We start from the raw sequence: 18,078 nt of genomic DNA on the forward strand, positions 1-18,078 counted from the left end.
CGACAAAGACGATAGCTTTGGTTTCACCGGCCCCGAAAGCGACCAGTGCGGGGCCGGGACAAAAGCCGGCCAGCCCCCATCCAACACCGAAACCAATACTGCCAATAAACAACCGCTTGTCGATTGCGGTTGTTTTTGGCAGTTTCATATCAAAACCGAGCACAGACACAGTCTGTTTTTTGGCAAAGCTGAAGGCAACCAGGCCAACCAGAATGGCGCCACCCATAACCAATGCCAGGGATGGGTCCCAGGTGCCGGCAACATCAAGAAAACCAAGTACTTTGGCTGGGTTAGCCATGCCAGACAGTAATAGTCCAGCACCAAACAACAGGCCCGATATAAGCGATACCAGCGAAAACTTCATAGTTTCAGGCTCCGATTAAATGACGAACGATGTAAACGGTAACGAAACCGGCAAACATAAAGCTGATGGTGGCGACGACAGAGCGCAGGGATAAACGCGACATGCCGCAAACGCCGTGGCCACTGGTGCAGCCTGAGCCGTAAGCCGTGCCAATACCGACAAGCAGCCCGGCAACAATAAGAACAGGGTAGCCTGCATCAATCTGAATGGCCGGAAGTGTTGCGAAGCTGGACCATATAAACGGTGTGGCGACGATGCCCAGAATGAAGGCGGCCCGCCAGAGCGTTTCCTTTTTTTGCGGGACTAAAAGGCTGGCAAGAATTCCGCTGATGCCGGCAATACGACCGTTGAATATGATCAGTATTGCGGCTGCAATGCCGATTAAAACGCCACCGGACAGAGCCGTCCAGGGCGTGAAGGAGCTCCAGGCAATGTTGATCATTCATGTCACCATTTTTTGCCGAACAAGGCATGTTGAGGCATTGTTCGGCACGTGTTGAACTTGAAGATCCGGAGTGGGTGGTTAACCCGACCGTCTAGTTACCAGTCGGTGACGGATTTCACTTCCAGAAACTCTTCCAGCCCCCACACGCCGCCTTCCCGGCTGCCGTTTCCCGACTGTTTCATGCCGCCGAACGGGAAGCCTGACGATCCGGATTTGCCGTTAATTTCGATCATGCCCGACCGCAGTTGTCGCGCCAATCGGTGGGCTTTTTCTTTATCGGAGGTCTGGATGTAGTTGGTCAGCCCGTAGTGGGTATCGTTCGCCAGCTTTACCGTTTCTTCTTCTGTTTCAAACGGTGTGATGGCAAGAACAGGGCCGAAAATTTCTTCGCTCCAGATGGTCATTTCAGGTGTAACGTCCGCGAAAACCGTTGGCCTTACAAAGTAGCCCTTGTTCAGCCCTTCTGGCCGACCTTCGCCACCGGAGACCAGCGTCGCGCCTTCTGCAATACCCTTTTTGATCAGTGCCTGAATTTTCTGGAACTGTTGTTCAGAGACCACGGGGCCGATTTGGCGGCCGTCTACGTCTGCGGGGCCAACGTCTGTTTGGCTGGCAATCAATGCTGCGGTTTCAACAGCCTGCTTGTAAAGTGACTTCTCGACAAGCATCCGTGTGGGCGCGTTGCAGGATTGGCCTGAGTTCGCGAAGCAATGGCGCACGCCACGCGTTATGGCTTTTTCATCGGCGTCTGCAAAGATGATGTTAGCGCCTTTGCCACCCAGTTCCAGGCCAACTCGCTTCACGGTGTCTGCTGCGGCAATGGTGATGGCTTTGCCGGCACGGGTTGAACCGGTAAAGCTGACCAGATCAATATCCGGGTGCTTTGAAAGTTGCGAGCCAACGCCTTCGCCATCGCCGTTGACCAGGTTGAATACGCCTGCTGGAAAGCCCGTGCTGTCGATCATTTCTGCCAGCAGCATTGCGGACAAGGGTGAAATCTCTGACGGTTTGAGAACCACTGTGCAGCCAGCCGCAATGGCAGCCGGCACTTTCAGCATGATCTGGTTCATCGGCCAGTTCCAGGGGGTTATCAGAGCGCAAACGCCCACCGGTTCGTGCATGATTCTGTTTTCTGGCGCGTGTTCACCCAGGGCGTGCTCAAAGTTGAAGGTTTTTAGAGCACGAATGGTGTTTTTCAGATGCGTAGCGCCGGCACCCACTTGGGCCGTTCTTGCCAAATTGATGGGTGCTCCCATTTCTTTACTGATGGTTTGTGCCATCTCTTCAGCACGCGCGCTGTAGGTTTCCAGCAAGCGCTCCAGCAGGTCAACACGTTGTTCTCTGGTCGACATCGACCAAGCCGGGAATGCGCTTTTTGCGGCGCTGACGGCCATATTCGTATCAGCTTCAGAACCCAGAGTAATCTTGGCAAACCCGGTTTCATCAGAGGGGTTGATAACGTCTATCGTTTGGGTGCCCTCAGGCGTTACCCATTTTCCGTTAATATAGAACTTGGTTGTCTCCATCATCGAGCCGCTTTTTTGGGGGATTTACGTCATTTTAACAGAGTCGTGAACTTTAGTTTTTATTCGTCGTTGTTGTTAGGGGAAATGTTAAAATGCGCTCAAGCATTACCGGTGTCACAATGGTCTCCAAACCACTCAACAAGGTGCCTTCACTATGACGGAACTCAAACAAGTTGCCGGCCTTTCAGCAGACCAGCTTCGCAATATTGAACGTCATCTTGATCGTCGCTATATCCAGCCTGGAAAATTACCCGGCACGCTGACACTGGTCGCCCGGCGAGGAGAAATTGCCTATGTGAAAGCCCAGGGGTTGATGGATGTGGAACGCAACAAACCTGTCTGCCGGGATACGGTTTTTCGCATTTACTCGATGACCAAGCCGATCACGTCTATCGCCATGATGCAGCTTTACGAGCAGGGGCGGTTTTTGCTGGATGACCCGGTACACAAGTACATTCCGGCGTGGAAAAACCTGCGGGTTTATAAAAGCGGTGTTTATCCCAATTTTCTGACCACGCCGGCCACCAGCACCATGACCATCCGCGACCTGTTCACCCATATGTCAGGCCTGACTTACGGGTTCATGAACCGCACCAACGTTGACGCGGCTTACCGCGAGTTAGGGCTTGATGGCAGCCGGAATCTGACGCTGGAAGCACTGGTGAACCAGCTGGGGGAGCTGCCGCTCGAGTTTTCACCGGGTACGGCCTGGAACTATTCCGTCAGCACGGATGTGCTGGGGTATTTGGTGCAGTTGCTGGCGGGTCAGCCTTTAGACGAGTATCTGCGAGACAATATCTTTGCCCCCCTGGACATGCCAGACACTGGCTTCCAGGTTCGTGACGATCAGCTTGACCGCTTCGCCGCCTGCTATCAGTACCAGTCGGGCGATCAGCTTAAGCTGCAGGACGATCCGGATACGTCACATTTCCGGCACAAAAATAAGTTTGTGTCAGGCGGCGGCGGGCTGGTGTCCACCATTGACGATTATTTCCATTTTGCCCAGGCACTTTGCCAGGGCGGAGAGTTTAGGGGGCGGCGGATTATTGGTCGAAAAACTCTGGAATTCATGCGTCGCAACCACCTGCCGGATAATCAGGATCTGCCGGGCCTCTCCGTTGGTGCGTTCAGTGAGACACCTTATGCCGGGAGTGGCTTTGGCCTGGGCTTTTCGGTTAAAACCGACGTTGCCAAATCCCAGACCAACGGATCGGTTGGCGAGTACGGTTGGGGCGGCCTGGCGAGCACCAACTTTTTTATCGATCCGGTCGAGGAGCTGGTCATGATCTTCATGACGCAACTGATTCCCTCGTCGTCTTACCCGATCCGGCAGGAGTTGCGGGCCATTGTGAATGGCGCTTTGGTGTGACCCACAGGGCGCTATAGCTGCGGGATTGAAAGATAAACCGGGACTGAAAAATAAATCTGCCCCGGTTTATAGGTCTAACAGGGGACGGATTTGAAATCCGTCCCCGCCTTTAAGCAAGCCCCAGCACTTTCTTGCGCTGCTCTGCCCAGGTATGAATCAAGTGGTCTACGGCCAGGCCAATAAAGGCAACGCATAAGCCGAGCACGATGCCTTGGCCCATGCCGTTGGCTTCAGACAAAGACTGCATGATCAGCTGACCTAAGTCGTCGGTACCGATAAAGGCGCCGATGATAATCATAAACAAAGAGAATATGACGGTTTGGTTGATGCCCAGCATGATGTGCGGGAACGCCAGGGGCAGTTCAATTTTCAGTAAACGCTGCGTGCGGTTAACCCCTGACATAGAACCGGCTTCTTGCAAGCTTTTCGGCACGTTACTCAGCCCTTCCACGGTGTAACGTGTGGCAGGGATGGTGGCGTACACGATCACCGCAATAAGCACCGATAAATCACTCACGCCAAACAACATAATGACCGGGATTAAGTAGACGAACGACGGAAATGTCTGAAACGTGTCACAGACCAGCAATATAAACTTGGTTGCCTTGGGGCTTCGCGAGCACAAAATGCCGACGCTACAGCCAATCGTTACGGAAATGATGACGGCAAAGGTGGTCATATAGGCCGTAATCAGGGCGCGGTCCCACCAGGGTGTTAGGGCAATAAAGGCAATAAAAGCCGTCGCAACAATAGCAGAGCGAAGGCCGCCAACGATGTAACCGGTACCTGCAACCAGGAACAGAGTGGCCGCGACGGGCATCGATAAATAGGCTTCTTTCATGGGCATCAAAATCGAGGTAATCATGAAGACGTTGAAGCTTTGCACGCTGTCGTAAGTGTTGGTGATGATCCAGTCTACAATGGAATCCCAGAACTTTTCGGTAGTAAGCCCTTGTGATTCATGAATAAAATAAAAGTAGTTGGCCTTGTCTGGAAAAGCCATGGATGCCACATAGGCAATAACAGAGGTGAAAGTCAGAATCCCCACGAAGGCGAGTGAATACTTGTGACGCAAATGAAACGGTACGTCAGCAAAGTAATCAACCTGCTTTTTTGCCCAGGCCAGGGATAATCTGTCCAGAACCACCGCAATCAAGACAATGGATAGTCCAAGTTCGAGGGCCTGGCCTATCCTGAGCATATTCAAAGACACAAGTAAGTCGTAGCCTAAGCCCTTTGCGCCAATAAACGATGCGATAACGGCCATGGCCAGACACTGCATGATGACCTGGTTAACACCGATTAAAATGTCATGGCGTGCGGTAGGGATGAGTACTTTAAACATAAGCTGGCGTGAGTTGCAGCCACTCATCATGCCGGCTTCCACCACTTCTGGAGAGACCTTTTTAAGGCCCAGAATGGTGAGGCGAATCATTGGGGGGGTGGCAAAAATAACCGTTGAAATAGCACCCGCATGGTCACCAATGCCGAAGAACACCACTACCGGGATCAGGTACGAGAAGTGGGGCATGGTTTGAGCCACGTTCAGCAGTGGTGCGAGGGCAGCCTCGAAGGTTTTGTTCCTGAAGGCGATGATGCCCAGGGTTAACCCCAGCAAAACCGATAAAGGTACGGCCACCAACACAAACGATAGGGTTTGCATGGCGGGTGTCCACTGACCAAACACAGCAATGTAAATGGTGCTGATGCCGGCTAAAAGTGACAGGTTGCGGCCACCAAGATATTGCCCTGTTAAAAAGGCACCCGCAGCAACAGCGGGCCACGGCAGGGCCGGGATTCGAGCCCACTCGTTTTCGCTAATAAAGTCCCAGCTGGTGAAGGCCACAACGGTTTTGACGCCCCCTAACAGGAGCTCACGAATCAGGTTGATGCTGAACAGAACCACGCCAGACAGGTCGCGAGTAAACTCTTTCATCATGGTTGACTGTTCGGTGATGTCTAACTCGGCATCGTAAGTCTCGACCACCCAAAAATCATTGATAAGGAACTTAAGGCCATCGTTAACAACGTCAGGCAGCAACCAGAATCGGGTTTCTTGCAGGCGCCACAGGTTGCCACCTGTGGCTGGATCTATGGCCATTACAAGCGCAAAGAACACCACCAATAGGGCGACAAACTGCATCCATTTATGTTCGGTAAAATATTGCATTAGGCGTTGCTCATAACTTAGTTATTAACTGGCATGCTGTTAGTTTCACCAAACAAGACGTCTATCATAATGTTGCGATTTAAAGCGCCAACAATATTGCCCTCGGCATCAATGACAGCCACTGGGTTTTGCTCGGTTAGCACGGATCCAGCTACGGTTTCGATAATGGCATTGGCAGAGACAGTGACGTCGCTCATCGTGGCGGTTGCGTCGTATTCTTCCATGATGGCTTTGCAAGAAAGTACGCGCTCACGCGGCACGCCACGGGTAAACTTGGCGACGTACTCCGTGGCTGGCTTGAGTACGATGTTGGCTGGGGTATCAATTTGTTCGATGACGCCGTCTTTCATAATGGCGATGCGGTCGGCAAGGCGTAGCGCCTCATCGAAGTCGTGGGTAACGAATAAGATGGTTTTGTGCAATACACTTTGTAAGCGCAGGAATTCGTCTTGCATTTCCCTGCGAATCAGTGGGTCCAGGGCTGAGAAGGGCTCATCGAGAAACCAGATTTCAGGTTCTACGGCCAATGAGCGGGCAATGCCGACACGCTGTTGTTGACCACCGGAGAGCTGGCGGGGAAAATCGTTTTCGCAATTTGTGAGCTCTACCAGGTTCACCATGTCCATCGCACGGGCCATGCTGTCGCGAGTGCTTATGCCTTTTGCCTGTAATGGCAAGGCAATGTTTTCTAGAACGGTTTTGTGAGGCAGAAGGGCAAAACTTTGGAATACCATGCCCATTTTATTACGGCGAATGTTGATGAGTTCTTTTGCATTCATAGCAAGCAGGTCTTCACCATCAATAAAAATATCGCCTGCAGTTGTGTCGATTAGCCGTGAAATACAGCGCAGAAGTGTGGATTTGCCAGAGCCTGACAGGCCCATGATGACGAGCATTTCACCTTTGTGCACTTCAAAAGAAGCGTTGTTAACACCAATAACACATCCTGCTTCAAGTAACGATGCTGTATCTACTTTTCCGCCTGATTGTTCCAGAATTTTTACAGCGTTAGCGCCAAAAATTTTATAGACAGACTCGCACTTGATGACCGGCTGAGCTGACGTTGACATAATCAAATTCCTGTAAAAAAAGAGGTGCTAAGAGATAGGGTTGATGGCAATAATTCAGTGAATATATCGGACTAACAAGCGCAATAGATTATTGTTGCACCGCGTCAATAGCACTGCTGTTACTGAAAAAACAGAATAAATAAATAGAGATTCTGAATACAAGAGCTAACCTGAGCGCAGCGCGCTCAGGTTAGCGTGTTTTTCTTACAACCAGGCTTTCCAGGTTGCTTCGTTATCAGCCAGCCATTTAGTAGCGGCTGCTTCGTGGGTCATACCATCGATGTCTACTAATGCTGCCATACTGCCAATATCGCTTTTGGTAAAGGATACGTTGTTAAAGATTTTATAAGCAGTTGGCCATTTTGCGGGCATTTGATAATACGCCGCCTTCTTCAACCAACCTGCTGGGGGCGAGCCACACTTGCCATCACCGCCGTCTGCTTTCTTGCAGCCATCCGTATACGCAGGGAATTTAACGAAGCTGCCGCCGTCACCGGAATCGGTGAAGTTGGGTGACCAGTTAAAGACCACCACGGCACGGTTGTCTTTAGCCGCAGACTCCAATTCAGCCCAAAGTGCACCGGATGACCCGGCAAACTTGGCTGTGAAGTCCATATCAAGTGCTTCAATGCGGTTTAGGGTTTCCTGGCCATGCCAGTCCATAGGGCCGTCAAGATAACGCCCTTTGCCACCACTGCCTGGTGTTGCAAACAGTTCGGCACAATCGTTCAGCGCTTCCCAAGAGGGTAGGCCCGGGCATAAGTCGCCTACATACGCAGGGTACCACCACTCTTCCTGAGTAACAGAGGCGTGGGTACCCACATCAATAATGCCGCCAGCGTCTAAGGCGTTGTTGAAAGACTTGCCAAAGGTAGATTGCCATACTTCGTGAGCAATAGTGACGTCACCGTTACGAACAGATTCGTAAACTGCTTGGCTATCAGCAGGTACGTAAGAAACGTTATCGCCAATGCTTTCAAAAATACCGCCAATAACGTAAGCCATAGTAATTTGGCTGGTCCAGTTATGGGTGGCAATTACAATAGGCTCTTTTGAATCTGCTTGGGCTACAGTCGCGCCAAGCACCAGTGAGCTAACTGCAGCGGCAGTAGCAAGTTTGTTCAAAAATCTCATACACATCTCCGAAAAGTATTGTTATCGGTAATTGATCGTTTCTCTCTTTGTCTCTTTCTTACTTTCTTTCTTTGATTACAGGCAAAGTCCTGTTTCGTTTTTAGCTTAAAATTATATCTGGGCAAAAAAATAGACGGCAACGACGGCGCCGCGAGCTTTTTTTAAAAGCACAACATTGGGCCGGCGCCTAAAATGGCACGTCTAAAAGTCACAATGACTTCGGTTTTTAGGTAGTGCGCGCCAGGGTCGAATGTGTCAATGCCGCAATTCTATGAAGGCTGTATCTGTCTTTGAACAGGCTGTATCTGTCGGTGAGACAGAGGGCCGAGGGCGGGCAGGCCGCCGATGAAACGCGAGATCTCGAGAATACGCCGGAAGAGAGCGCTCGAACTGGTCAAGCAGGAAAAATACTTGATAACTCGTATGCCAGGATCGGTAGGCTAACACATCTTAAGTGTCGTTGGTTTTTGTGACCCCTGGCACAGACCTGTTAATTCGAGTAAAAGCCTGTTTTTCGACTCATTCTGGTTTGTTTCTTGCGTAAAAGCGTATGCCAAGCAATGCCTTAAAGTTGCGCTAGGATGTAGGTATCCCTGACTATGGATGTTCTCCCCGAATGAGGAAGAGTTGTGAAAAAACTCATAACGATTGTTTTTGCCGTTTTTATCGGCGGTTGTTCGACGCAGAAAGAGGCCATTACTCTAGATGACCTGGGCTCTGCTGTGATTGGCGAAATGCCGGCGGGATATCCGAAAACAACGATTAAGCCTCTTCCTGATCGCCCCGGGTTTTGTATAAAAGTGACAGAAAGCTGGAAAGCGCATGATTATCAGGGGCAAACCGTTTGACGCGGTGATGGATCTGGTGGGCGGAGAGATGACCGACACGTTCATCGATACGATGATCTTCGATATGAAGGCCCGCAGCACCTACCCGCGGCTGAGCATCGCTGGTGCCAGTGGTGGCAACATCAGCGAGATTCTCTGGACCCGCATCTACCTTTATCAGGTACAAATTTTTGGGGTGTCTCACGGTACCCGTGAGGAAGCCGATCAGCTCATGGCCTGGATTCGTGACGGGCAATTGAAGCCGGTGCTTCACGGCGCGTTCAAACTGTCGGATCTGCATCATGCCGAGGTCTATTTTGAGAATCGGGGCAGCAATTACCTCGGCAAGATCGTGAATGTTCCCGACGCGCAGTGGAACGAGCATGGCAAGCCTTTCACCCTGGGGAACGTGTGATGAAATCGGAACTGACCATTCAGTTGATGGATACCCATGCCGGTGGCGATGTCAGCCGGATTGTCACCGGTGGCATTGATCCGCTGCCGGGGGACCACCGGCACCGGAACCTCGGCGCGGCTGGCATTGATGAATTACGAAGGCACCATCAAACCCGGTGACCGGCTGGAAACTGTTTCTCTGCGGACTATGCGGACGAATAGTGGGTATCTGTTTGATGCTCGTTCCCCGCCTTACCAGGCTCTGATCGATTGTTTTCTGTACTTTTTCAGGTTGCAGCTCCGTTATAGTTTCTGTAGCCTTAAAGTTAATTGAACGTTCAATTAATAAATTCAGGGCGATAAAGCAGCGAATAACCATGGCAAAAGTTGGAGTGAAAGACACCCGAAAACAGCAGCTGATCAAAGCAACGATGGAGTCGATTGCCGAACTGGGGATGCAGAATACCACCATCATCAGCATCAGCAAACGCGCGGGAATGTCCTCGGGCATCATCAGCCACTATTTCGGTGGTAAGCAGGGCCTGATTGAAGCAGCGCTTCGATATTTACTGGACCAGCTCGGAAAAGAGCTTCGTGAGCGTATGGCGAAGACCGGCGGGTCGCCAGAACAGCGCCTGAACTGCATCGTTGATTCCAACTTTTCCAATTTCCAGCGCTCGGCACTGGCGGCAAAAACCTGGCTGAGTTTCTGGGCGCGGTCCATGCATGAGCCCGGTCTGCAACGTTTGCAGCAGATCAACAATGCGCGTCTTTATAGCAACCTGCGCTATTCCTTCGCCCAGGTGATGGAGCCTACAGCAGCGACCGAGGTGGCGAGGCAAACGGCGGCGATAATAGACGGCTTCTGGCTGCGTAGTGCGTTGAGTCTGGACCCACAGGAAAGTTTCGAAGCGGGTGAGCAGCTGTGTAAGCGCTTTATACGGGACACGCTGGCCCGGCCCCAGACAACATTTAGTAGCCGCATCGTTTAAGCAGAACCACTCATTATTCACGTTAAGGTTTGACGCTTTTATGTCCCATTCAGTACCTCGTTTACAGAATTTTATTCACGGTCGCTTCTTTGCCAACAATACCGGTGAGGTGTTTCCAGTTGTCAATCCGGCCACGGGCAAAGTGATCTACGAAGTAGAAATAGCGGATGAATCTGTGCAGCAGGCCGCCATTGAGAGCGCCCGGGCTGGATTTACAGAGTGGGCTGCCATGCCTGCTGTGCAGCGCAGCCGCATTCTTCTGAAAGCCGTCGCATTACTGCGTGAACGTAACGACGAGTTGGCCGCTATTGAGGTTCTGGATACCGGCAAACCCTTGCAGGAAGCGCAAGCGGTGGACATCGCAACCGGTGCAGACTCTATTGAGTTTTTTGCTGGCCTGGCGCCGTCGATTGAGGGTAACCAGCAGGATCTTGGGGGTGACTTCTATTACACCCGCCGGGAACCGCTGGGCATATGCGCCGGTATCGGCGCCTGGAACTACCCGCTACAGATCGCCTGTTGGAAGTCTGCTCCGGCACTGGCGTGTGGCAACGCGATGATTTTCAAACCTTCTGAAGAAACCCCAATGGGCGCCACCAAACTGGCCCAGATTTATATTGAAGCAGGTGTTCCTGCCGGTGTGTTTAACGTCGTGCAGGGCGCAGCAGAGGTCGGCTCCTGGCTGACTCACCATCCCGAAATCGCCAAAGTGTCGTTTACCGGCGAAGTAGGTACCGGCAAGAAAGTCATGGCCGCTGCGGCTACTACGTTGAAAAGTGTCACCATGGAGCTGGGTGGCAAATCTCCGCTCATTATTTTTGACGATGCTGATCTGGAGAATGCCATCTCGGCCGCCATGGTGGGCAATTTTTATACCCAGGGCGAAGTCTGCACCAACGGCACCCGAGTATTCGTGCATGAGGATATCTACCCGAAATTCATGGAGCGTTTGCTGGAGCGTAGCCGCAACAACATCCTGGCGGGCGATCCGATGAGTCCACGCACCAACTTTGGTGCGCTTATTTCTGAAAAGCACCGCGAGCTGGTATTGAGCTATATCGCTAAAGGTGTGGCAGAAGGCGCAACACTCCGTCATGGGGGCCACGGGTTCGAGCCGGAAGATTCCAAGGGCGGCTACTTTGTTGAACCGACCATATTCACTGACTGCACTGACGATATGGCCATCGTGCGGGAAGAGATTTTCGGGCCGGTGATGTCGGTGCTCACGTTCGCCACCGAAAATGAAGTGATTGGTCGCGCTAATGCGACTGAAAACGGTCTGGCGGCGGGCGTGTTTACCAATGATATTCGCCGTGCCCACCGGGTTGTTCATCAGATGCAGGCAGGTATTTGCTGGATTAACAGCTACGGAGCGTCGCCGGCAGAAATGCCCGTGGGCGGCTACAAACTCTCTGGTATTGGCCGTGAAAATGGCCGCGAGACGATCTCTCACTACACCCAGCTCAAGGCTGTGTATGTGGGCATGGAGGACATCGACGCGCCATTTTGATTTCGGAGCTAAAAAGGAGAACGTGTGTGAAAGAAAACCAATACGACTACATCATTGTGGGCGCGGGCTCTGCTGGCTGTGTGCTGGCTAACCGCCTGACCGAAGATACACACCGTAAGGTTCTGCTACTGGAGACCGGTGGTAGCGACAAAAGCATCTTTATTCAGATGCCGACCGCCTTGTCCATTCCCATGAACACCAAAAAGTTTGCCTGGCAGTTTGAAACCGAACCGGAGCCTTATCTGGACAACCGTCGCATGCATTGCCCACGCGGCAAAGTGCTGGGCGGATCGTCGTCCATCAATGGCATGGTGTACGTGCGTGGCCACGCCCGCGACTTTGACGAATGGGAATCACAAGGCGCAGAAGGCTGGAATTACCAACAGGTACTGCCATATTTCAAAAAAGCGGAGACCTGGGCATTCGGCGGTGATCGCTACCGTGGCGGTGACGGTCCGTTGGGCGTAAACAACGGCAACAACATGCAAAACCCTCTGTATAAGGCCTTTATTAACGCAGGTCAGGACGCCGGTTATTTCCCTACAAAGGACTATAACGGCGCCCAGCAAGAAGGGTTTGGCAGCATGCACATGACGGTTAAAAATGGTCGTCGCTGGTCTACTGCGAATGCTTATCTGCGGCCGGCTATGGATCGCCCTAATCTGACCGTGGTTACCCATGCTCTGGTGCACAAAGTGCTTCTTGATGGCAACGCCGCTACGGGCGTGCGTTACGAAAAGAGCGGTAAGATCCGAGAGGTGAAAGCCACTGAAGAGGTGATTTTGTCGGCAGGGTCCATTGGTTCTCCGCACCTGTTGCAGCTTTCCGGCATTGGTAACCGCGAGGTTCTGGAAAAGGCCGGCATTGAGGTGAAGCACGAGCTGCCGGGAGTGGGTGAAAACCTGCAGGACCATCTGGAGTTTTATTTTCAGTTCCGTTGTGAACAGCCGGTGTCGTTGAACGGCAAGCTCGACTGGTGGAACAAACTGAAAATAGGCGTGCGCTGGATTCTGAAAAAAGATGGCCTTGGCGCCACCAACCACTTCGAATCTTGCGGTTTTATCCGCTCCAAAGCAGGCGTGGAATGGCCAGACATGCAATACCATTTTCTGCCTGCAGCAATGCGCTATGACGGCAAAGAAGCATTTGACGGCGACGGATTTCAGCTGCACGTTGGCCACAACAAACCCAAAAGCCGTGGCACCGTGCACGTAAAGTCTGTGGATCCAAAAGAGGCACCACGGATACAGTTCAATTATCTGCAACACGAAGCCGACCGGGAAGGTTTTCGGGCCTGCGTTCGCCTGACCCGGGAGATTATCAATCAGCCCGCAATGGATGAGTACCGCGGGGCGGAAATTCAGCCAGGTAACGCGGTTGACAGCGACGAGCAAATTGACGCTTTCGTTCGGCAGACGGTAGAGAGTGCTTATCATCCATCTTGCACCTGCAAGATGGGCATCGATGAGCGTGCAGTGGTAGACCCGCAAACCCGGGTTCATGGCATCAAAAATCTGCGTGTTGTGGATTCATCGATTTTCCCAACCATACCCAATGGCAACCTGAACGCGCCTGCCATCATGGTTGCTGAGCGGGCCGCCGATCTGATCCGGGGCAAGGAGCCCCTCCAATCTTTAGATGCACCTGTTGTCATGGATGAACAATGGCAGGTACGTCAGCGCCCAGGAGAGGCAAAGCGGCAACAGAGCTAGCGCTGTTTCACCCTCCCGGCACGGGGCGCAATGCTCAGTGGTATCTCAGGCTGGCAGAATCGGGCGACCGAATCGGTATAGAGGAAACAGCACAGGCCTCCCTGATCCGTTATAAACAGGCTGCTTACCCGATGCTGCTTACGATCCGAACAGGTTGTAAATAAACACAGCGCCCACAGCCACTGGCGTAATGTAACGCACGGTGATGTACCAAAGGCGGAACATAGGCTTTGACAGCGCGAGTTCCTTTTCCATCGCCTCCCGCGACATCACCCAGCCGGCAAACACGGCAACCAGAAGTCCGCCCAGTGGCAGCAGAATGTTGGCGGTGAAGAAGTCGAGAAGATCAAAGATCGTTTTGCCCTCTAACATGCCAATCCAGCCCAGTGGTGCAAAACCGGACCACAGGTTCAGGGAAAGGATCGACGCAATGCCCAGTAACCAGCACACGAAGCCTGCGGCCAGCGTGCTAGTCATCCGGTTCATGCTTTTCTGTTCTTCCAGCCATTCAACGATGGGCTCCAGCAGGGAAATACCCGACGTCCAGGCGGCGAATATCAGCAATACAAAGAACAGGGTTCCGAACAAGCTGCCCATGGGCATCTGGCCGAATGCCAGCGGCAGGGTCTGAAAGATCAGGCCCGGGCCGGCGCCAGGCTCCAGGCCGTTTGCAAACACAATCGGGAAGATGGCCAGGCCGGCAAGCAGCGCTACTCCGGTATCGATAACGCAGACGGCAATGGAGGTTTTGGCGATGGATATGCCTTTCGGCAGGTAAGAGCCATAAGCCATCATCACCGCCATGCCCAGGCTCAGAGTGAAGAACGCGTGGCCCAGCGCCACCAGAATGCCCGAGGTGGTGAGTTTGGAGAAGTCCGGCTGGAACAGGAATGTCACGGCCCGGCCGAATCCACCGGTGGTCATGGCGTAGCCGACAACCGTGAGCAGCAGCAGGAACAGGGCCGGCATCAGAATGGTGACCGCGCGCTCAAGCCCCACACGAACGCCCTTTGCGACCACAAACATAACCAGGGCCATAAACAGGGTGTGCCACATCAGCAGCGTTACCGGATCGGCCAGCAGGTCAGAGAAGATGGCGCCAATGGCATCCGCAGATTGGCCTGTGAGTTGCCCGCTGGCCGCTGTGCCCACATAGGATACCGCCCAGCCACCAATCACCGAGTAGAACGACAAAATCAGGAAACCGGCGATCACTCCGATGGCACCGACCATGCGCCAGGCCGGGTTCAGCCTGTCGCGCCCGGCGATCGCCTTCAGGCTGTTAACCGGGCTGCGGCCACCGCGGCGACCAATCAACACTTCGGCCATCATGATCGGCAGGCCGATCGCGGCGATACACAGAAGATAAACCAGTACAAAGGCGCCACCACCATTTTCACCGGTGATGTAGGGGAATTTCCAGACATTACCCAAGCCCACGGCAGAACCCGTGGCCGCAAGAATAAAAGCAAAGCGTGAGGACCATAGCCCCCGTTTGGCGTTGGAGCCTTCTATTGCTTCCGCAGTGGGCGCATGTGATTCAGACATAATTGTTTCCTGCTAGATCGTTGTTTTGTTTGAAAAAACGGGGATTTGAATGAATTACGGCCCCGTAAAGCAGATGCCACTGCGATCCGAGCGTGTAAAGATCTCGGTAAGCGTGCGGCCTATGCCTTCCACATGGGCGCGTACTTTCTCTGGGGACGCGCCGGTGCGTTCGTAGAACACGTCGATGATGCCGCCGGCGTTAATGGCGAAGTCCGGGTCACAAACGAACGACAGGTGTTCGTGGTTATCAAATTCGGGATGGCTGAATACGGTCATGGGGGATCACCTCTCTTCCTTGGCCCAAGTGGACGCTAACTCGCGGAAATAAAGAGTGATTATCTGAACAGGTAGACGCAATTGTGCACGGCACAATACGCCTTGGAGACGTGTTGACATAAGCATTTTGAAATCCTCTCCACCTGGCCGGATCTCGGCGGCAGTGGCGGTGTTGTTTTTGTCGTCCGGCTTATGGCCGGCGTTTGATTTCATGCGCCTGGATCTCCCGAAGGGGATTGCCCTTTTGGGGTCGGGTAGTCTGTAAGCTAATCTTTGAAAGCCCAGGGGTCAATCGTTAACCGGAAAATCTCCTGTAAACTCAACTTCATTGTGGAACCTCTCGCTTTACCAGCTCTATGGCTTGAAAATAGGCGCGTTCCGGATTTCAGTCACCAATCCACGTTTATAAGGCTATTTGCATGCGTTCCGCTTTCCAGGTTTATGTTGTGCCCGCAGTGTTTGTATGGCTCTGGAGCACCGGGTTTATTGGTGCCAAGTACGGCTTACCCTACGCTGAACCTTTCACGTTGTTGCTTTTCCGGATGCTGTTCACGCTGGTGCTGTTGGGTGTGCTGGCCCTGGTGCTAAAGGTTACCTGGCCGTCTTGGTGCGGGGCGGGACACACTGCGGTTACCGGTTTGCTGGTGCATGGCTGTTACCTGGGCGGTGTTTATTACGCCATTCAGGGTGGCATGCCGTCCGGGATTATTTCCCTGATTGTTGGGCTGCAGCCGCTGGTCACGGCGTTGGCGGCGGTCGTGATATTGCGTGAGTCGGTTACGCTGCGGCAGTGGGTGGGTTTGTCGCTGGGATTGCTGGGCGTAAGCCTGGTGCTGATGGAAAAGCTGGGTGGCGGGCCTGGGATAGAGGGCTTTCCCCTGTGGACCCTGGGGTGGGCGATGCTGTCATTGCTTGGTATCTCGGTAGGCACGGTTTACCAGAAGCGCCATGGCGAGAGCGTTAACCTGGTGGCGGGGACCTTTATTCAGTACAGCGCCGCCTCGGTGTTTTTCGCGATTGGTGCGTTCGCGCTTGAAACCCGCGAGGTGGTCTGGAACATCCAATTACAGTTGTCTATGGCGTGGCTGGTGTTCGGGGTATCGATCGGTGCCATTCTATTGCTCATGCTGCTGATTCGTCGGGGTGCGGCGTCGCAGGTGGCCAGTCTGTTTTATTTGGTGCCGCCGGTCACCGCGCTGCAAGCCTTTTGGTTGTTCGATGAGCGCCTGGGTGTCTTGGCCATAGCCGGTGGTGTGGTGTCTATCACCGGTGTGGCATTTGCGGTTACCGGGCGCAAGCAACCGGCACAGTGAACCTGTCATGCGCCAGCTTCTTTTAGTTGGCGGGCAAGATACACATAAACGTAATGTTTAACCTGACACGGAGCACACGGGCTTTTACAGTAGGCCGATGCTGAACGTTTCGAGGGCAATTCCAATGACATGGCGATCGCTGCTACCGCTGTTTACTATCGCGATACTGTTTGGCCTTGGCGGCTGCGCCAGCACTCAGGATCTTCGTACATCAGACAATAATCGCTGGCAGCCGTCAGAGCGGCCCGCTACCGGTAATGAAATGGCTGCAGCTCAGCAATTCTGGCAGGTGTTCGAGCGCTATGAAGGTACGCCTTACCGCTACGGAGGTACGTCTGCCAGCGGTTTTGACTGCTCCGGCTTCATCACCACTGCATACCACGAAGCCATAGGGCGCCGTTTACCCCGCACCACTCATCAGATGCTGGCCGCCGGAGAAAGGGTTCCCCTGGACAACCTGCGCACCGGCGATCTGGTGTTTTTTAATATAAAGGGAAAGGATCAGCACGCCGGCATCTACATGGGCGATGACAGTTTTATTCACGCATCGACATCGTCCGGCGTTATGCGCTCATCCCTTAATGGCTACTATTGGCGCGGCCGGATCAGTCAGGCTCGAAGGTTTTATTAGTCTTCGGTCTGGATGCCATCGGTTACCCCTTCAATAAATAACGGTGTATTAAAAGCATGAGTGAAGAACAACCGAATAGCCCATTGCACGGAGTGACGCTTGAGAAGATTGTTACCAGGCTGGAACAACATTACGGCTGGGAGGGGTTGGCTCAAAGAATCAACATAAATTGTTTTAAGAGCGATCCGTCCATCAAATCGTCGTTGAAGTTTTTACGCAGAACTCAGTGGGCCAGAGATAAGGTTGAAGACCTGTATATATCAACGTTTGAAGGAAATCATACGGGGAAGGTGTGACCACAATGGGTGCTGGCGCGCCCGAAAGGGCGGCCAGCGTTTGCGTTTAAAGCTTGGTTACAAAGGTGCGTGCCTGGTACAGGGCCAGGCCACTGAGCACAATAATAACGGCAACGGCGAGCATGTCAGCCCCCGGATAACCCCAGAAATCAGACATAGTGTCTCCTTGGTCAAAATTTTAGGTGGCACCGGCTATCAAGCCAGTGCGGTGTCGCGCATCCGTTGACGACCGAAGTCGTTGAGCCTGAATTTGAACAACACGCGACCAGCGCCAAAATAAGCTTGATGGTCGAGCTCTTCCTCAACGCTTTCGATGATGCCGCTGGAGAACAGGTCAGTCAGTGTGACACGGGTATTGCCACGCCAGTAGGCACCGCTGAGGCCGTATTCACTCATCACCGCATCGGTGATTTGCCAGTCCCATATGCCGCTATTCTGCCGGTCATGGATCAGCTGTAGAATGCGGCCTTTCATGTGCAATTTATTCATGGGTTGCTCC

18 protein-coding genes and 2 pseudogenes are annotated in these 18,078 nt (G+C 52.9%); 10 read left to right on the forward strand and 10 right to left on the reverse strand.

Going from position 1 to position 18,078, the window contains the following annotated elements:
* The 3 genes from A3OI_RS0105935 to A3OI_RS0105945 all read right to left on the reverse strand — a co-directional run.
* On the reverse strand, window positions 1–364 hold a 364-nt coding region (locus A3OI_RS0105935), incomplete at its 3' end, for a DUF6691 family protein (RefSeq protein ID WP_018403391.1).
* A 4-nt stretch (window positions 365–368) separates the two neighbouring features.
* Window positions 369–806, reverse strand: a complete 438-nt coding sequence (locus A3OI_RS0105940) for a YeeE/YedE family protein (protein ID WP_018403392.1) — start codon at window positions 804–806, stop codon at window positions 369–371.
* A 98-nt stretch (window positions 807–904) separates the two neighbouring features.
* Window positions 905–2,338 carry an aldehyde dehydrogenase family protein gene (locus A3OI_RS0105945; protein ID WP_018403393.1) on the reverse strand — a complete coding sequence of 478 codons (1,434 nt, stop codon included), beginning with the start codon at window positions 2,336–2,338 and terminating at the stop codon, window positions 905–907.
* A 151-nt stretch (window positions 2,339–2,489) separates the two neighbouring features.
* On the opposite strand from A3OI_RS0105945, the gene A3OI_RS0105950 reads away from it, so the two are divergent.
* Entirely contained in the window at window positions 2,490–3,704 is a 1,215-nt protein-coding gene (locus A3OI_RS0105950; RefSeq protein ID WP_018403394.1) for a serine hydrolase domain-containing protein, read from the forward strand.
* A 109-nt stretch (window positions 3,705–3,813) separates the two neighbouring features.
* Here A3OI_RS0105950 and A3OI_RS0105955 read toward each other — a convergent pair whose 3' ends face one another.
* The 3 genes from A3OI_RS0105955 to A3OI_RS0105965 form a co-directional block, all read right to left on the reverse strand.
* Window positions 3,814–5,874, reverse strand: a complete 2,061-nt coding sequence (locus tag A3OI_RS0105955) for an ABC transporter permease (protein WP_018403395.1) — start codon at window positions 5,872–5,874, stop codon at window positions 3,814–3,816.
* Window positions 5,875–5,891: 17 nt separating this feature from the next.
* Window positions 5,892–6,944 carry a quaternary amine ABC transporter ATP-binding protein gene (locus A3OI_RS0105960; protein ID WP_018403396.1) on the reverse strand — a complete coding sequence of 351 codons (1,053 nt, stop codon included), beginning with the start codon at window positions 6,942–6,944 and terminating at the stop codon, window positions 5,892–5,894.
* A gap of 204 nt (window positions 6,945–7,148) precedes the next feature.
* Window positions 7,149–8,078 carry an ABC transporter substrate-binding protein gene (locus A3OI_RS0105965; protein WP_018403397.1) on the reverse strand — a complete coding sequence of 310 codons (930 nt, stop codon included), beginning with the start codon at window positions 8,076–8,078 and terminating at the stop codon, window positions 7,149–7,151.
* Between the two features lie 629 nt (window positions 8,079–8,707).
* Here A3OI_RS0105965 and A3OI_RS0105970 point away from each other — a divergent pair.
* The 6 genes and pseudogenes from A3OI_RS0105970 to betA all read left to right on the forward strand — a co-directional run bounded on the left by A3OI_RS0105970 (window position 8,708) and on the right by betA (window position 13,515).
* A complete protein-coding gene (locus tag A3OI_RS0105970) occupies window positions 8,708–8,926 on the forward strand; it encodes a hypothetical protein (protein WP_018403398.1) in 219 nt (72 codons plus the stop codon).
* Window positions 8,913–9,320 (forward strand): annotated as a pseudogene (locus A3OI_RS19490) (zinc-binding dehydrogenase); the annotation flags it as partial. The gene A3OI_RS0105970 and the pseudogene A3OI_RS19490, both read left to right, overlap by 14 nt.
* Window positions 9,320–9,481 carry a hypothetical protein gene (locus tag A3OI_RS23105; RefSeq protein WP_018403400.1) on the forward strand — a complete coding sequence of 54 codons (162 nt, stop codon included), beginning with the start codon at window positions 9,320–9,322 and terminating at the stop codon, window positions 9,479–9,481. The pseudogene A3OI_RS19490 and the gene A3OI_RS23105, both read left to right, overlap by 1 nt.
* Before the next feature lie 197 nt (window positions 9,482–9,678).
* Window positions 9,679–10,293, forward strand: a complete 615-nt coding sequence (gene betI, locus A3OI_RS0105985; protein WP_018403401.1) for a transcriptional regulator BetI — start codon at window positions 9,679–9,681, stop codon at window positions 10,291–10,293.
* A 40-nt stretch (window positions 10,294–10,333) separates the two neighbouring features.
* Window positions 10,334–11,803 carry a betaine-aldehyde dehydrogenase gene (gene betB, locus A3OI_RS0105990; protein ID WP_018403402.1) on the forward strand — a complete coding sequence of 490 codons (1,470 nt, stop codon included), beginning with the start codon at window positions 10,334–10,336 and terminating at the stop codon, window positions 11,801–11,803.
* A gap of 26 nt (window positions 11,804–11,829) precedes the next feature.
* Window positions 11,830–13,515 carry a choline dehydrogenase gene (betA, locus tag A3OI_RS0105995; RefSeq protein ID WP_018403403.1) on the forward strand — a complete coding sequence of 562 codons (1,686 nt, stop codon included), beginning with the start codon at window positions 11,830–11,832 and terminating at the stop codon, window positions 13,513–13,515.
* A 138-nt stretch (window positions 13,516–13,653) separates the two neighbouring features.
* On the opposite strand, the gene A3OI_RS0106000 is transcribed toward betA, so the two are convergent.
* The 3 genes and pseudogenes from A3OI_RS0106000 to A3OI_RS0106010 all read right to left on the reverse strand — a co-directional run bounded on the left by A3OI_RS0106000 (window position 13,654) and on the right by A3OI_RS0106010 (window position 15,552).
* Window positions 13,654–15,063 carry a sodium-dependent transporter gene (locus A3OI_RS0106000; RefSeq protein WP_018403404.1) on the reverse strand — a complete coding sequence of 470 codons (1,410 nt, stop codon included), beginning with the start codon at window positions 15,061–15,063 and terminating at the stop codon, window positions 13,654–13,656.
* A 54-nt stretch (window positions 15,064–15,117) separates the two neighbouring features.
* Window positions 15,118–15,279: pseudogene (locus A3OI_RS0106005) on the reverse strand (amino acid dehydrogenase); the annotation flags it as partial.
* 66 nt (window positions 15,280–15,345) lie between these two features.
* Window positions 15,346–15,552: a hypothetical protein gene (locus A3OI_RS0106010; RefSeq protein ID WP_018403406.1), complete on the reverse strand. Its 207-nt coding sequence runs from the start codon at window positions 15,550–15,552 to the stop codon at window positions 15,346–15,348.
* Window positions 15,553–15,758: 206 nt separating this feature from the next.
* Between A3OI_RS0106010 and A3OI_RS0106015 the strand changes: the two genes are divergently transcribed.
* The 3 genes from A3OI_RS0106015 to A3OI_RS0106025 all read left to right on the forward strand — a co-directional run bounded on the left by A3OI_RS0106015 (window position 15,759) and on the right by A3OI_RS0106025 (window position 17,579).
* Window positions 15,759–16,652: a DMT family transporter gene (locus tag A3OI_RS0106015; RefSeq protein WP_018403407.1), complete on the forward strand. Its 894-nt coding sequence runs from the start codon at window positions 15,759–15,761 to the stop codon at window positions 16,650–16,652.
* A gap of 124 nt (window positions 16,653–16,776) precedes the next feature.
* Complete coding sequence (locus A3OI_RS0106020) at window positions 16,777–17,283, forward strand: C40 family peptidase (RefSeq protein ID WP_018403408.1); 507 nt, start codon at window positions 16,777–16,779, stop codon at window positions 17,281–17,283.
* Window positions 17,284–17,339: 56 nt separating this feature from the next.
* Window positions 17,340–17,579 (forward strand): VF530 family protein, encoded by a 240-nt coding sequence (locus tag A3OI_RS0106025; RefSeq protein ID WP_007349626.1) that lies wholly within the window; start codon window positions 17,340–17,342, stop codon window positions 17,577–17,579.
* Window positions 17,580–17,774: 195 nt separating this feature from the next.
* Here the strand turns inward: A3OI_RS0106025 and A3OI_RS0106035 are convergent, their stop codons facing one another.
* A complete protein-coding gene (locus A3OI_RS0106035; protein WP_007349628.1) occupies window positions 17,775–18,068 on the reverse strand; it encodes a hypothetical protein in 294 nt (97 codons plus the stop codon).
* Window positions 18,069–18,078: the final 10 nt, after the last annotated feature.

It is taken from the genome of Marinobacter gelidimuriae (assembly GCF_000372805.1).
In the GTDB taxonomy this organism is placed as follows: Bacteria; Pseudomonadota; Gammaproteobacteria; order Pseudomonadales; family Oleiphilaceae; genus Marinobacter; species Marinobacter gelidimuriae.